This is a genomic window from Marinihelvus fidelis, assembly GCF_008725655.1.
Lineage (GTDB): Bacteria > Pseudomonadota > Gammaproteobacteria > Xanthomonadales > SZUA-36 > Marinihelvus > Marinihelvus fidelis.
On sequence record NZ_VYXP01000005.1, the window covers coordinates 442,548 to 457,400 of the forward strand.

Genomic DNA, 14,853 nt, shown 5'->3' on the forward strand with positions numbered 1-14,853 from the left:
CCAGGACAAGGCTCACGACATGACCGAATTCATCCCGGAAAATCGCGTTCAACAGGGCAAATTGCCTGATGACCATGACCTGTTCGTGACAGTTCGTCGTCACGCCTGGAAGGCCACGGCGCTGGCGGTTGCGGTACTGGCTTCCGCCTGCGGCACGACGCCCGCTTCGGCGCCGGCGTCTCCGGGTATAAACCCTTCGACGCCCGCCGGGGCGGAAACGTTTAAAGCGAACATCCTGGCCTTTGGCGATACCGGCTACGACTATGACTGGCTCGAGGCCGACGACTACGAGGACCCGCTGGACGCGCGGACCTATATCGTCGGTGAACTGGACGACTGGATCGAGGACAACATGCCGATCCAGGAATTCCGCCTCTCGCCATTTCATTTTGCCGAGCAGACCGGCGGCTGGGTGCCGGCCAGCGGCATGTGGCCGGTGGCCCGGGCGATCCAGGACTGGTGCGCGTCACCCGACCGCTGTGACTTCGGCGTCATGCTGGGCGACAACATCTACCCCTCCGGTGCTACCGTCGGCGCCGACGGCCGCGACGACGCGGCGCGCTTCGACGACCTGATGAACAAGCCGTACATCGGCCTGCAGGAGCAGGACGAGGACTTCGTCATCTACCCGGTGATGGGCAACCACGACTGGGAGACCTCGCGTGAGGGCGCCGAGGCGCAACTGGCCTACCTGCAGGCGTCACCGCTGTACCGCATGGACGGCTTCTGGTGGAAGAGCGAGCCCGTGCCGGGGGTCGAGGTGTTCGGCATCGACACCACGCTGTTGTTGTCGGCCTTCGAAGAGCCTGAATACGCGTTTGCCGACGACGGTACGCCCGTGCATACCGGCGAGATCGACGAGGCGGACCCCTGGACGGTCCCGCGCGGCGCGGAACGCGACCAGGTCGCCTGGCTGGCGAAAGCCCTGGCCGAGTCGGACGCACACTGGAAGATCGTCATCGCCCATCACCCGCTGTGGTCCGGCTCGGGCGGTAAGTACGAGCAGGCCAAGGTGCTGCGCGAGCAGCTTTACCCGGCGCTGTGCCGCTATGCCGACATGTTCCTGGCCGGCCACGAGCACACGCTGGAGGTGCACATGGATGACTGCCGTGACGGCCTGGGCCAGCCCGACGACCGCCCGCTGATGACCCTGGTCTCCGGCGCGGCCGGCAAGCAGCGCGCCCTGCACAGCACGTTCATGGATTACCTGGACCGCACCTATCCGCAGAAAGAAACGCTGTACGCGCGCGGCCAGGTGTGGGGCTTTGCCACGCTGGAACTGGGCGAGGACGAGGCCGAGGTGACGCTGCTGGCCATTCCCGATGACGGCTCGAGCGCCATCGACGAAGTCTTCACCCACCGTTTCAAACGCCGATCGGGCCGTGATGCAGGAGCGCTGACCCAGGCCTCACCGTGAACTGGGTCGGGTTTGTCGGTTTCACCGCCCTGGTGGCGGTGATCGCCTGGCTCGGCACCCGGCGTCACCAGGTGGGCGCCACCGCCGAAGGCTATTTCCTGGCCGGGCGCAGCCTGGGGCCGCTGTTTATCGCCGGCTCGCTGATGCTGACCAACCTGTCCACCGAGCACCTGATTGGCCTGAACGGCGACGCCTTCCAGCACACCATTGCCGTGACCGCCTGGGAGACCACTGCGGCCCTTGCCATGGTGCTGACCGCGCTGGTGTTCCTGCCGTTGTACCTGCGCAACGGCCTGACCACCATCCCCGAATTTCTCGACCGCCGCTTCGACTCCACCACCCGCGTCATCATGTCGGCGCTGTTCCTGCTCAGTTACGCGGTGGCGATCCTGCCGGTGGTGCTGCTGTTCGGCGCCAGCGGCATGGAAAGCCTGTTCGATGTGTCCGGCACACTGGGCATCAGTGAAGGTCAGGCGCGCTGGCTGCTGGTCTGGGGCATCGGCGGCCTGGGCAGCCTGTACGCCATTTTCGGCGGCCTGCGGGCGATCGCCATCTCCGACACCATCAACGGCGTCGGCTTCCTGCTGGCCAGCCTGATGATCCCGGTGCTGGCTCTGATGGCGGTGGGCGACGGCGACATGCTGGCCGGGCTGGAAACGGTCTACACGGAAGAGAAGCCGAAATTCGACATTACCGGTAATGAGCCCGGCAGCTTCCTGCCGTTCGGCGTGCTGTTCACTGGCATGATCGTCAACCAGGTGTTTTTCTGGTGCGTAAACCAGTCCATCCTGCAGCGCGCGCTGGGCGCACGCAGCCTGGCTGCCGGCCAGCAGGGCGTGTTGCTGGCGGCCCTGTTCAAGCTGTTGGGGCCGCTGGTAGTGGTGCTGCCCGGCGTGATCGCCTGGCATCTTTTCAAGGGTGAGCTGCAGCGCGAAGACTACCTGCAGGCCTACCCGATGCTGGTGGCCGAGGTGCTGCCGCCGGCGCTGGCCGGCCTGTTCGCGGCGGTGATGGTGGGTGCGGTGCTCAGCACCTTCAACAGTGTGCTGAACAGCGCCGCGACGCTGTTCAGCCACGGCATCTGGCGTCCGCTGTTCCAACGCGACGCCAGCGACCGGCAGATGGTCGCCTCGGGCCGCTGGTGCTCCATCGTGCTGGCCATTGCCGCGATGGTGACCGCGCCCCGCATCGATACCAGTGGCAGCCTGTACAACTACCTGCAGCAGATCAACGCCACGTTCTTCGGGCCAATGCTGGCGGTCATCCTGGCCGCGCTGTTTACGCGCAGGGCCTCGGCGCTGGCCGCCAAGACCGCGCTGGTCGTCGGCCCCGTCGTGTTCTACATGGTGAATTTCGCCTGGCGCGAACCCATCCAGGCCGCCGTGCAGTCCGCCTTCGGCCTGCAGGAGGAGATCCACTTCCTGCACTGGCTGGCCGTGGTGTTCGTGTTCACGGTGGCGCTGATCACCGCCATCAGCGCCTGGCGCCCCGACACCCGCTCACACGCACCCGCCGCGCCGGCTCCCGTCGATATGACGCCCTGGCGCATGGCGCGGCCGATTTCAGCGCTGGTCGTTCTCGCTACGCTCGCGACCTACATCCTGCTGGCGCAGTAGGTGACGCGTGACGGTGGGGTGGCGTCGCATGCCCTGGGGAGGGGGGTTACTCCTTTCCGGACTCGCTCGAGTCCATCCATGGATCGCTCATCGGCGGCATCCATGCCGCCGAAGGTCCGGAAAAGAGTAACCCCCTCCCCAGGGCGTGGAACGCTTTTCGTCACGCGTCACGCGTCACGCGTCACGCGTCACGTGTCACCAGTCACCCGTTTGAGGGGAAGTCGAAGTTGGCAGCTTCGCGGGTGCGGGAATCGGGCCAGCGTTGCGAGATGGTTTTTGTGCGGGTGTAGAAGCGTACGGCGTCGGGGCCGTAGGCGTAGAGGTCGCCGAACAGTGAGCGCTTCCAGCCGCCGAAGCTGTGCGAGGCCACCGGCACAGGCAGCGGGACGTTGACGCCGACCATGCCCACCTGGATGCGGTCGGTGAAGCGGCGGGCGCTTTCGCCGTCGCGCGTAAACACGCAGGTGCCGTTGCCGTAGGCGTGGTCGTTGATCCAGGTCATGGCCTGGTCCAGGTTGGCGGCGCGCATGACGCACAGCACCGGGCCGAAGATCTCTTCCTCGAAGATGGTCATGCCGGGCTGGACGCGGTCGAACAGGCAGCCGCCCAGGAAGTAGCCGTCGAGCCCCGCGGGCACGGTGTCGCGGCCGTCGATCACCAGGTCCGCGCCTTCTTCAACGCCCTTCGCGACATAGCCGCGGACGCGCTCCAAATGCTCGGCCGTGATCAGCGGGCCCATGGCCACGCCGTCGTCCATGCCGTTGCCGATTGACAGGCCATCGAGTTGGGCGCTGATCTTGCCGACCAGGGCATCGGCGGTTTCGTCGCCGACGCAGATCGCCACCGAGATGGCCATGCAGCGCTCGCCGCAGGAGCCATAGGCGGCGCCCACCAGCGCGCTGGCGGCGTTGTCCAGGTCCGCGTCGGGCATGACGACGGCGCAGTTCTTGGCGCCGCCCAGGGCCTGGACGCGCTTGCCGGCCGCCGAGGCGGTGCGGTAGATATGCTCGGCCACCGGCGTGGAGCCGACAAAGCTGACGGCCTGCACCCGCGGCTCGGTCAGCAGCTCGCTGACGGCCTCGACATCACCGTTCACCACGTTGAACACGCCGTCCGGCAGGCCGGCATGGCTGAACAGGCGCGCCAGCTCGATGGCGGCCGACGGGTCTTTTTCCGACGGCTTCAGGATGAAGGCGTTGCCGCAGGCAATGGCCATCGGGAACATCCACATCGGCACCATGGCGGGGAAGTTGAACGGCGTGATGCCGGCCACCACGCCCAGTGGCTGGCGTTCGACCCAGGTGTCGATGCCGGGGCCGGCGTTCTTGGAGAACTCGCCTTTCAGCAGTTCCGGCGCGCCGCAGGCGTAGTCGACCACCTCGATGCCACGGCGCAGTTCGCCCTGCGCGTCGCTGAAGGTCTTGCCGTGCTCACGCGTGATCAGCCCGGCGATGGCGTCGAAGTTCTCTTCCAGCAGCCGCTTGTACTCGAACAGGATCGTCGCTCGCTTGGCCGGCGGGACATCACGCCACCCGGCGGCCGCTTTCTCCGCGGCGTCGATGGCCTGGTGCACGGTGGCGACGTCGGCCAGGGCGACCTGGCCGCTGGCGGCGCCGAGCGCGGGGTTCATGATGTCGGCCTGGCGTTCCCCACCGGAAACCACCGCGCCGTTGATGTAATGTTGGACCGTAGACGACATGAAACAAATATTCCTAACCAAGTAAGACTGGAAATATTATTTCATTCGAGGGCATAATGCCACTCGTTGGACGCTCTTATAAACAGAACAGACGGGTAAAAACCGCTTGAACTCGATCCTACGATACTTTGCCGCGCAACCGGACGCGCCGCCGCTGGGCGACCAGGGCGCCATCGACGCGGAATTCCGCCGCCACCGGCGCAATGTCATCGTCGTCATCACGCTGTGCTACGGCCTGGGCTATGTCTGCCGCCTGGCGCTGAACGTGGTCAAGAAGCCGATGATGGACGCGGGCATCTTCACGCCCGAGGAAATGGGCCTGATCGGCTCCATGCTGCTGTACGGCTACGCGCTGGGCAAGTTCAGCAACGGTATCCTCGCCGACTACGCCAACGTCAAACGCTTCTTCGCCGCCGGACTGCTGCTCTCCGCGCTGATGAACTTTGGCATGTCGATGTCCACGGTGGTGTGGCTGTCCGCGGCGCTGTGGGCGCTGAACGGCTGGTTCCAGGGCTTCGGCGCGCCGTCCAGCGTGGTGGCGCTGGCCAACTGGTTCAGCAACAACGAGCGCGGCCGCTACTACGGCATCTGGAGCACCGCGCATTCCATCGGCGAGGGCCTGACCTACCTGGGCATCGCCCTGCTGGTGGCGATGCCGCCCAAGGGCCTGGGCCTGCACTGGTCGTGGGGCTTCATCACGCCGGCGGCGGTGTGCGTGCTCGCCTCGCTGATTGCACTACGCTTCCTGCAGGACCGGCCGCAGACGCTGGGCCTGCCGCCGGTGGCCGAGTGGCGCAACGATGTCATCAACCAGGTCTCGACCCGGGCGCGCGACGCCGGCACCATCCTGCGCGACCAGCTGCGCGTGCTGGCCATCCCGTCGATCTGGGTGATCGCGCTGGCCAGCGCCAGCATGTACATCACGCGCTACGCCATCAACAGTTGGGGCAACGTCTACCTGCAGGAGATCCGCGGCTTCGACCTGTTCGACGCCAACCTGTTCATCTTCCTGAACACGGCCGCCGGCATCCTGGGCTGCGTCGCCTTTGGCTTTATCTCCGACAAGTGGTTCTCCGCGCGGCGGCCACCGGCCAACCTGATCTTCGGGCTGATGGAGCTGGTGCCGCTGTTCGTGATCTTCTTCGGGCCGCAGAATGACGTCCTGCTGGCCGTGGCGCTGGTGGTGTATGGCTTTGGCCTGAGCGGCATCCTGGCCTCGCTGGGAGGGCTGTTCGCCATCGACGTGGCGCCCAAGAACGTGGCCGGCGCGGCGATGGGCTTTATCGGCATTTTCAGCTATATCGGCGCCGGCATGCAGGACTACATCAGCGGCAAGCTGATCTACCAGAGTGAAACACGGGTGGTGTTCAATATGGGTGATGCCACGCCCACCGTCTATTTCTATGATTACTCCGCGCCCATCGTGTTCTGGGTGGGCGCCTCGGTGGTCTCGGTGCTGCTGGCGGCATGCCTGTGGCGGGTGAAGGCGCGTGACTAGGCGCGGCGGGGTGTTGGCCCTGGCGCTGCTGGGCGCCACGCTGCTCGCCGCCTGCGGTGATAGCGGCGGGCCGGACCCGTGCCGGGACCACTACCAGGTGCATCCGGGGCACGCTGACGCGGTCGCCAGGCTGACGCTGGATTTCGATGACAACGGCAGCGTCCGGGGCCGGTTCAGCCCGTCTGCGGACCTGCCGGCTGGCGCGCTGGAACAGTTGGCGGCCACGGGCGCGCTGTTCACCGCGGGAGATGCCGGTGCCTGCTCGTCCGGTGTCGAGATGGCCGATGGCGGCGAAGCCCTGGAATTCGACATGACGTGTGAAGGAGAAGACGTGATCAAGACCCTGAATGTCACCGCCTTCGATACCCTGCCGGCGCTGGACGAGGTGCTGGTGCGGGTGACCACGCCGGCGACGACCAAGACCTTCGCTATTCTGCGCGCCTGTCCCGCGCCCCTGTACCGGCTGCAGTGAGCATGAACGCTATTGATGTCACCGAACGGCTGGATTTTGCTTGCGCCCTGGCCCGGCGGGCCGGGCAGCGGGCGCTGGGTTATGCCGCCGACATCGGCGCGCTCGATGTGCGCAGCAAGGGCGTGCAGGACATGGCCACCGAGGCCGACGACGCCGTCGAACGGCTGGTTCGTGACGCGGTCGAGGCCACCTATCCGGACGATGGCTTCCTGGGCGAGGAAAGTTGCGAGCTGTTCCGGCCCGATGCATCGCGCGGCACCTGGGTCGTGGACCCCATCGACGGCACCCAGCCGTTCATCTGCTGCCTGTCGACCTGGTGCGTGTCGCTGTCATGGTTCGCCGAGGGCCGGGTACGCCTGGGTGTGATCTACGACCCGAACCGTGACGAACTGTTCAGCGCGGCCCTGGACCAGGGCGCGACGCTGAACGGGCAGGCGATGCGTGCCTCGAGCGCCACCGGCCTGGACCAGGGGCTGGTCGGCATCGGCCATTCCAACCGGGTGACCACCGACGACACCCTGGACCCGATGCGGCGCCTGCTCGACGCCAACGGCATGTTCCATCGTTGCGGCAGCGGCGCCCTGACCCTGGCCCACGTCGCCGCCGGCCGCCTGATCGGCTACTACGAGCCGCACATGAACGCCTGGGACGCCATCGCCGGCGACCTGCTGGTCCGCGAAGCCGGCGGCCGCACCAACGAGCCCGTCCGCGACGTCAACGACCTGCTCACCGGCGCCCCCATGCTCGCCGCCGCCCCCGCCGTCTGGCCCGCCCTCCAGTCCATAATAAAGGGGTCGGCGTAGGGTCAGAGTGGGGTCAGAGTCGACTCTGACCCCACCCCTTCAGCCCGCAATGGCGTTTGGTGGTGTGGGAGTGGTTAGCTATACCCGGGACCTTCGGCGGCAGGGAAGCTGCCGATGAGCGATCCATGGATGGACTCGAGCGAGTCCCGGGTATAGCTAACCACTCCCACACCCTTCCCAACACGCCGTTTGTCGGTAACGTCGCCAAAACGGCGCCGAACGGTTTACAATGAGAGGATGTTGCGTCAGACTCTCGCCCCCTTCGTCCCGCATTCGGAAACCGCCTGAATGACCCGCGTCCTGGTAATCAACGGCCCCAACCTGAACCTTCTGGGTACACGCGAGCCTGACAAGTACGGCCGGCGCGGCCTGGACGAGATCATCGCCGATCTGCGCGTCTTCGCCGATAGCTGTGATGTCACGCTGGACGCGGTGCAGAGCAATTCCGAGGGCGACCTGGTGGACGCGGTCCAGCAGGCGGGCGCGGATGGCGTCGACTACATCATTCTGAACCCCGCGGCCTACACGCACACCAGCGTGGCGCTGCGGGACGCGTTGCTGGCAGTGCAGATCCCGTTTATCGAGGTGCACCTGTCCGCGGTCTCGGCGCGTGAGCCATTCCGCCAGGTGTCGTACTTTGCTGATATCGCCGAAGGCGTGATCAGCGGCTTCCGCGGCGAGGGCTACCTGCTGGCGCTGCAGGCCATCATCAATCGAATCGAACCCCAGGTATAAACCCTGACCGGAGACGGACATGGATATTCGTAAAATCAAAAAACTCATCGAGCTGCTGGAAGAGTCCAGCCTGTCCGAAATCGAAATCGTCGAGGGCGAAGAGTCGCTGCGCATTTCCCGTGCCGTGCAGGCCGCGCCCGTGGCCATGCCGGCCCCGGTGATGGCCGCGCCCGCGCCGGCTGCCGCAGCGCCGGCACCCGCGGCCGATGCGTCTGCCGCCGGTGGCGAGCCCGAGCTGCCCGAAGGCCAGGTGGTGCGCGCGCCCATGGTCGGCACGTTCTATGCCGCCTCCAGCCCGGAAGCCGAATCCTTCGTCAGCGCCGGCCAGACCGTGGCCGTCGGCGACACGCTGTGCATCATCGAGGCGATGAAGATGTTCAACCAGATCGAGTCCGACTTCTCCGGCACCGTGGTCGCCATCCTGGCCGAGAACGGCCAGCCGGTGGAATTCGACCAGCCGCTGTTCGTCATTCGCTGAGCCGGTCGACGACATGGCCATCATGGACAAGATCGTCATCGCCAACCGCGGTGAAATCGCGCTGCGCATCCTGCGCGCCTGCCAGGCGCTGGGCATCAAGACCGTGGCGGTGCATTCCACGGTCGACCGTAACCTGAAGCACGTGGCCCTGGCCGACGAGTCGGTCTGCATCGGCCCGCCGCCAGGCGCCGAGAGTTACCTGAATATCCCGGCCATCATTGCCGCCACCGAGGTCACCGACGCCGTCGGCGTCCACCCGGGCTACGGCTTCCTGGCCGAAAACGCCGACTTCGCCGAGCGCGTCGAGGAAAGCGGCTTCATCTTTATCGGCCCGAAACCCGAAACCATCCGCCTGATGGGCGACAAGGTCTCGGCCATCGAGGCCATGAAATCCGCCGGCGTGCCCTGCGTGCCCGGCTCCGGCGGCCCGCTGGGCGACGACCCGGAAGAAAACGCGGCGATTGCCGAGCGCATCGGTTTCCCGGTGATCATCAAGGCGGCTGCGGGCGGTGGCGGGCGCGGCATGCGCGTCGTCCACACCGAGGCGCACCTGGAAAACGCCCTGCAGATGACCAAGCAGGAGGCCAAGGCGGCCTTCGGCGACGACACCGTCTACATGGAGAAGTACCTGGAGAACCCGCGTCATATCGAGATCCAGGTCATGGCCGACCAGCACGGCAATGCCATCCACCTGGGCGAGCGCGACTGCTCCACCCAGCGCCGCCACCAGAAAGTCATCGAGGAGGCGCCGGCGCCGGGCATTACGCCGGAGCAGCGCGCGCAGATCGGCTCGGTGTGTGTCGAGGCCTGCAAGCGCATCGGCTACCGCGGTGCCGGCACCTTCGAGTTCCTGTTCGACGATGGCAACTTCTACTTCATCGAGATGAACACGCGCATCCAGGTGGAGCACCCGGTGACCGAGCGCATCACCGGCGTCGACCTGATCCGCGAACAGATCCTGGTCGCGGCCGGCGAAAAGCTGGGTTACACGCAGGACGACATCCAGATACGCGGCCACGCCATCGAGTGCCGCGTCAACGCCGAAGACCCGGAAACCTTCATGCCCAGCCCGGGCACCATCAACGGTTTCCACACGCCGGGTGGCCCCGGCATTCGCGTGGATTCGCATATCTACGACGGCTACCGCGTACCGCCCAACTACGATTCGATGATCGCCAAGATCATCGCCCACGGGCAGGACCGCGACTCGGCCATCGCCCGTATGCGCGTGGCGCTGGACGAGATGGTGCTGAACGGCATCAAGACCAACATTCCCCTGCACCAGTGGCTGCTGTCCGACCCGGGTTTCCTGGAAGGCGGCTTCAACATCCACTACCTGGAAAAACGCCTGGAACAGCGCCAGGGCAAGAAGCAGTGAGTGAAGGCCATATCGAGGTTGCCGTCCGCACCGGCAAGGCGCGGGCGGACCTCGTTGAATCCCTGTTGCTGGGCCAGGGCGCGCTGGCCGTGACCCTGTCCGATTCCGGCGACCAGCCGCTGCTGGAGCCCGGCGTCGGCGAGACGCCATTGTGGGACGATGTCGTCATGATCGGCCTTTTTAACGGCGATATCGACGCACAACGCGTGCGCGCGGCGTTGTCGCTACTGGTCGATCCCAACACCGTGAGCGTTCGGGAAGTGCGCGACCAGGCCTGGGAACGCGCCTGGATGGACCGGTTCAAGCCGATGCGCTTCGGCGAGCGCCTGTGGATTGTCCCGCACGGCATGGACGCGCCCGAGCCGGACGCCGACATCGTCCGCCTGGACCCCGGCCTGGCCTTCGGCACCGGCACCCACGCCACCACGCGCCTGTGCCTGGAATGGCTCGACGCCGCCGACGTCAACGGCCGTGATGTGCTCGACTACGGCTGCGGCTCCGGCGTGCTGGGCATTGCCGCCGCCATCGTCGGCGCCCGCCACGTCCGCTGCATCGACAACGACCCCCAGGCCGTCACCGCCACTGCCGACAACGCAGAGCGCAACGGCATCGCCGACCGCCTGGACGTATCACAGGGCCAAACCCCGGGCGAAGGCCAGGCCGACATCGTGATCAGCAACATCCTGGCCGGCATCCTGCAGCGCCTGGCCCCCGAACTGGCCGCCTCGGTCCGCCCCGGCGGCGCGCTGGTGCTGGCTGGCGTGCTCGACGACCAGGCCGATTCGGTCATCGCCGCCTTCGGCGAACACGGCATCGACCTGGCCGTGGCCAACAGCGTGGACGGCTGGGTGCGCCTGGAAGGAGTGCGCGCGTGAGCGGTGAAAACTCGATCGAGCAGCTGAAGTCGCTGGGTGATGGCCGGTTCGAGATCACCTTCGCCATCGCCGATGACATGCTGTTCGACATCGATTTGCAGCTGCAGCTGTTCTGCGTGGCCAGCGGCCAGGAACTGCAGTCCATCCATATCCGCCAGGCCGGCTGGGATGTCGCCTGGCTACCGCGTGGACGTTACGTGGCCGAGGTGGACGCAGGCAGCGTCACCCTGCCGACAACCGGCGCGCGGCCCAAGGCATTGCTCTGGGACCAGACCAACAACAAGCCCCGACTGCTTTCGGCGCTGGAATCAGGCACGCCGATCACGGAAGGCAGGATCGCCGTGCCGGACCGGTTGCAGAAGCCCTCGTGGTCGCTGCGCTCGCTCGACGGCTTGGCGCTGGAAGACCTGAGCTGGAACCGCGGCCACGACGACTGGTTCTTCAAGCACTTCGACCATGCCGCCCGCGTGATCGTTAACCTGATGCTGGCTGACAACGAATTGCTGAAGGGTCGAGTATTGGATGTCGGCTGTGGTGACGGCATGACCGACCTGGGCGTGTTCCTGCGCTGCCGACCGCGCGAATTCGTCGGCATCGACCCGTCACGCCGGTTCGACCTGCTGGACGAGGTGGCCGCGCGCAACCACATTCCCGATGACTGGAAGCGCGACCCGGCGCTGCGGTTCGAGCCCTTTGATGCCAACGCCCTGCCCTTCGACGACGACCACTTCGACGTGGTGCTGTCCTGGGGGTCGTTCGAGCATATCGTCGGCGGCTACGCCCAGTCACTGCGCGAGATTCGCCGTGTGCTCAAGCCCGGCGGCCTGCTGTTCGCGCATCCGGGCCTGTTCTACGGCGAATACGGCAACCACCTGGGCGAGTTTTTCGACGACCCCTGGATCCACCTGAAGCTGCCGCCTGAAGAGCTGGAAAAGCGGGTCAAGGCCACGCCACCCGATTACATGGATCGCGGCGGCGAGTTTGCCAGCCCGGACGACTACTGGCAGTGGTACACCGAGCTGAACCCGATCACCGTCACCGATTTCGAAAAGGAATTGCGGGATCTCGGTTTCGAGCCCTGGCGCGTGGCGCTGCGGACCAGCAACCTGGTGGAGTACACCCCGGAGCTGCAGCAGTACGGTTTTGAGCAGTTGGCCAATACCGAGCTCTACGTGTCCGCCTGGAATCGAAAGTAGTCGCGGGCCACAACGATGCGCTGGATCCTTCGTCAATGTCATGACCTGGCGGCCTACTGGCTGTTGCCGCTGCTGTGCTTCGCGCTGCCCGCCCGCGGCGCCAATGTCATCATCCGTGCCGTCGGTCGCAGCTCGCTGTTCTACCGCGGCCACGTCATGCACGCGCTGCGGAACGCCGGCGAGGTGCTGGGCGACGTCGACGCCGAATCATGGGCCTATACGCTACGCGTAGTGCGCTTCCTGGATGCCGTCGATGCCTGGCATGGCCGTTACAGTTCGACCAGGCGTATCAATGAGACGCTGGTCCATGGCCCGGAGTCCTGGCCCAGGGTCGAGAGCATCGTCATGATGGGCGCCCACCTGGGGCCGGCGACATTGTCATTGCGGTGCATGGCCGATGCCGGGCTCAAGCCGGTCATCGTCTACCGGGATGTCACTGGAGAAGAACGTCGCCGCGCGCCGCTATACCACCTCTACCAGGTTTGGCGGATTCGTTACCTGTTGCGCATCTGTACCGGCGGCGCAATTCGTGTGCCAGGTGGCAGTGGCGCGTTGGCCGAGGCCATTGGCAGGCCGGGTTGCGCGATCGTATTTGTGCCCGATGCGCCGGCCGCCAGTGCACGCGGCGACAAGCTGAAACTGCTGGGGCATGACCTGCCCATCAACGCCAGGGGGCTTGACCTGGTCGTGGCCAGCCAGGCCCCGGCGGCCACCTTTGGCATGTTCTGGGACGATGCGCTGGGTAAGCGTGTGCTGGAAGTTTCTGAGCCTGTGCGATTTGACGACCTGGACGCCGCGATTGGCCGCGTCAATGCCTTCGTCGCCGACCTGCTCGACCGGCATACGGCACAATGGCACCTCTGGGCGACCGAGATCCCGGTGCTGGTGAAACCGTAATGGCCAAGCTGTATTTCTATTACTCCGCGATGAATGCCGGCAAGACCACGGTGTTGCTGCAGTCTGCGCACAACTACCGTGAGCGCGGCATGAACCCGTTGCTGTTCACGCCGAAGCTGGACGACCGCTACCGTGTCGGCCAGATCCGCTCGCGCATCGGGCTGGCGGCGGAGGCGATCGTTTTCGATGCCGATACCGACCTGCTGGAGCGCACCCGCGCGGAACTCGATGATCGCAGCATCCACTGCGTGCTGGTGGACGAGGCCCAGTTCCTGTCCCGAGATCAGGTCTACCAGCTATCCGAGGTGGTGGATCGCCACGATATCCCGGTGCTGTGTTTTGGCCTGCGAACGGATTTTCGCGGCGAACTGTTCGAGGGCAGCGCGCAGCTGCTGGCCTGGGCCGATGAACTGCAGGAGCTGAAGACCATCTGCCACACGGGCCGCAAGGCAACGATGGTGGTGCGCGTCGATGCCGACGGTTACGCGCTGCGCGATGGCGACCAGGTGGAGATCGGCGGCAACGACCGCTACGTATCCGTCAGTCGCGTCGAGTTCAAGAACGTGTTCGAGGGTGGCCGCCGGGTGAAGTTCTTCGAGCCGGTGGCGGACGATGAAGAGCCGGCCAACCTGCTGTAGGCCGCGCCCGCCGGTGCTATGCTGGCGCTCATGCGCTTCCTGATCGGGCTCATCCTGGTTGCCCTGCTGGTCTGGCATTTCTGGCCGGAGCCTGAGCCCATGGCCGTCGAGGACACCTTCATCGGCGACCAGGTCAAGGTGCTGAAAAAGGCCGAGGGCTTCGAGCAAAGCCACCTGGACGCCGTCAAGGCCCAGCAGGACCGCATGGAAAAACAGCTCGACCCCACCCAGGACGACTAAGCTCTTTGCGCGTCACGCGTCACGCGTCACGCGTCACCGCTGGCAGCGTGGGCAGTAGTAACTCGCCCGCTGCCCGATCACCCTGCGCCGAATGGCGTCACCGCACTGGAAACAGGCCTGGCCCTCGCGGTCGTAGACCAGCAGGTCCTGGGCGAAATAGCCGGGCGTGCCCTGGGCGCTGCTGAAATCCCTTAGCGTGGTGCCGCCGGCCTCGATGGCGCGGCCGAGCACGTCGCGGATGGCCGCCGCCAGTCCGTCGTAGCGCGCGCGGCTGACACGGCCGGCGTGCCGGGTGGGGTGGATGCCGGCCATGTACAGTGCCTCGGAGGCGTAGATGTTGCCGACCCCGACCACCACCTTGCCGTCCATGATAAAGGTCTTGACTGACCGCCGCGCGCCGCGCGATAGCCGCCACAGGTGGTCGCCGTCGAAATCCGGACCCAGCGGCTCGGGGCCCAGGTCCCGCAACAGCGCGTGAGCGTCCAGCGGTTCGTCGACCCAGTGCAGCGAGCCGAACCGGCGCGGGTCGTTGAAACGCAACGTGGCGCGGTCGGTGACGATGTCGACGTGGTCATGGCGGCCCGGCTCCGCGGACGTAGTCAGCACCCGGACCGAACCCGACATGCCCAGGTGCAGCATCAGCGCGCCGCCGTCGACGCTCACCAGCAGGTACTTGGCCCGCCGGGCCAGGCGGGTGACGCGCTGGCCCTCCGCGCGATGCACGTCATCGGCCACTGGCCAGCGCAGCCGTGGGTCGCGGACCACGATCCGTTCGATCACGGCACCGTCCAGCCAGGGTGCGATGCCGCGGCGGGTGGTTTCGACTTCGGGCAACTCGGGCATGGCGATTTCCGAACAGCGGGCATGATGCGGGGCGAGACGGACTTTACAATACGCTGTTCCGGGCGTCA

At 66.1% G+C, this 14,853-nt stretch carries 15 protein-coding genes; 13 read left to right on the forward strand and 2 right to left on the reverse strand.

What is annotated here, in order from left to right:
* Positions 1-19 precede the first annotated feature (19 nt).
* Positions 20-1,417: a metallophosphoesterase gene (locus F3N42_RS09920; protein ID WP_191621345.1), complete on the forward strand. Its 1,398-nt coding sequence runs from the start codon at positions 20-22 to the stop codon at positions 1,415-1,417.
* Positions 1,414-3,033 (forward strand): solute:sodium symporter family transporter, encoded by a 1,620-nt coding sequence (locus F3N42_RS09925; RefSeq protein WP_150864294.1) that lies wholly within the window; start codon positions 1,414-1,416, stop codon positions 3,031-3,033. The genes F3N42_RS09920 and F3N42_RS09925 overlap by 4 nt, the downstream gene beginning before the upstream one ends.
* 202 nt (positions 3,034-3,235) lie before the next feature.
* Here F3N42_RS09925 and F3N42_RS09930 read toward each other — a convergent pair whose 3' ends face one another.
* Complete coding sequence (locus tag F3N42_RS09930; protein WP_150864296.1) at positions 3,236-4,732, reverse strand: CoA-acylating methylmalonate-semialdehyde dehydrogenase; 1,497 nt, start codon at positions 4,730-4,732, stop codon at positions 3,236-3,238.
* 106 nt (positions 4,733-4,838) lie between these two features.
* On the opposite strand from F3N42_RS09930, the gene F3N42_RS09935 reads away from it, so the two are divergent.
* The 11 genes from F3N42_RS09935 to F3N42_RS09985 all read left to right on the forward strand — a co-directional run bounded on the left by F3N42_RS09935 (position 4,839) and on the right by F3N42_RS09985 (position 13,942).
* Positions 4,839-6,230: an MFS transporter gene (locus F3N42_RS09935; protein ID WP_150864298.1), complete on the forward strand. Its 1,392-nt coding sequence runs from the start codon at positions 4,839-4,841 to the stop codon at positions 6,228-6,230.
* Complete coding sequence (locus tag F3N42_RS09940) at positions 6,223-6,702, forward strand: hypothetical protein (RefSeq protein ID WP_150864300.1); 480 nt, start codon at positions 6,223-6,225, stop codon at positions 6,700-6,702. The genes F3N42_RS09935 and F3N42_RS09940 overlap by 8 nt, the downstream gene beginning before the upstream one ends.
* A gap of 2 nt (positions 6,703-6,704) precedes the next feature.
* Entirely contained in the window at positions 6,705-7,505 is an 801-nt protein-coding gene (locus F3N42_RS09945) for an inositol monophosphatase family protein (protein ID WP_150864302.1), read from the forward strand.
* Between the two features lie 288 nt (positions 7,506-7,793).
* Complete coding sequence (gene aroQ, locus F3N42_RS09950) at positions 7,794-8,240, forward strand: type II 3-dehydroquinate dehydratase (RefSeq protein ID WP_150864304.1); 447 nt, start codon at positions 7,794-7,796, stop codon at positions 8,238-8,240.
* A 19-nt stretch (positions 8,241-8,259) separates the two neighbouring features.
* Complete coding sequence (gene accB / locus F3N42_RS09955) at positions 8,260-8,718, forward strand: acetyl-CoA carboxylase biotin carboxyl carrier protein (RefSeq protein WP_150864306.1); 459 nt, start codon at positions 8,260-8,262, stop codon at positions 8,716-8,718.
* A gap of 19 nt (positions 8,719-8,737) precedes the next feature.
* Entirely contained in the window at positions 8,738-10,096 is a 1,359-nt protein-coding gene (gene accC, locus F3N42_RS09960; RefSeq protein ID WP_150864380.1) for an acetyl-CoA carboxylase biotin carboxylase subunit, read from the forward strand.
* Positions 10,093-10,971, forward strand: a complete 879-nt coding sequence (prmA, locus tag F3N42_RS09965; RefSeq protein ID WP_224784838.1) for a 50S ribosomal protein L11 methyltransferase — start codon at positions 10,093-10,095, stop codon at positions 10,969-10,971. Before accC ends, prmA begins: the two co-directional genes overlap by 4 nt.
* Entirely contained in the window at positions 10,968-12,167 is a 1,200-nt protein-coding gene (locus F3N42_RS09970) for a class I SAM-dependent methyltransferase (protein WP_150864307.1), read from the forward strand. Before prmA ends, F3N42_RS09970 begins: the two co-directional genes overlap by 4 nt.
* Before the next feature lie 15 nt (positions 12,168-12,182).
* The gene (locus F3N42_RS09975) at positions 12,183-13,064 is read left to right on the forward strand and encodes a hypothetical protein (protein WP_150864308.1); all 882 of its coding nucleotides are present in this window, start codon (positions 12,183-12,185) and stop codon (positions 13,062-13,064) included.
* Positions 13,064-13,702: a thymidine kinase gene (locus F3N42_RS09980; RefSeq protein ID WP_150864309.1), complete on the forward strand. Its 639-nt coding sequence runs from the start codon at positions 13,064-13,066 to the stop codon at positions 13,700-13,702. The genes F3N42_RS09975 and F3N42_RS09980 overlap by 1 nt, the downstream gene beginning before the upstream one ends.
* 18 nt (positions 13,703-13,720) lie before the next feature.
* Positions 13,721-13,942: a hypothetical protein gene (locus tag F3N42_RS09985; protein WP_191621346.1), complete on the forward strand. Its 222-nt coding sequence runs from the start codon at positions 13,721-13,723 to the stop codon at positions 13,940-13,942.
* Between the two features lie 33 nt (positions 13,943-13,975).
* Here F3N42_RS09985 and mutM read toward each other — a convergent pair whose 3' ends face one another.
* Positions 13,976-14,785 (reverse strand): bifunctional DNA-formamidopyrimidine glycosylase/DNA-(apurinic or apyrimidinic site) lyase, encoded by an 810-nt coding sequence (gene mutM, locus F3N42_RS09990; RefSeq protein ID WP_150864311.1) that lies wholly within the window; start codon positions 14,783-14,785, stop codon positions 13,976-13,978.
* Between the last annotated feature and the right edge of the window lie 68 nt (positions 14,786-14,853).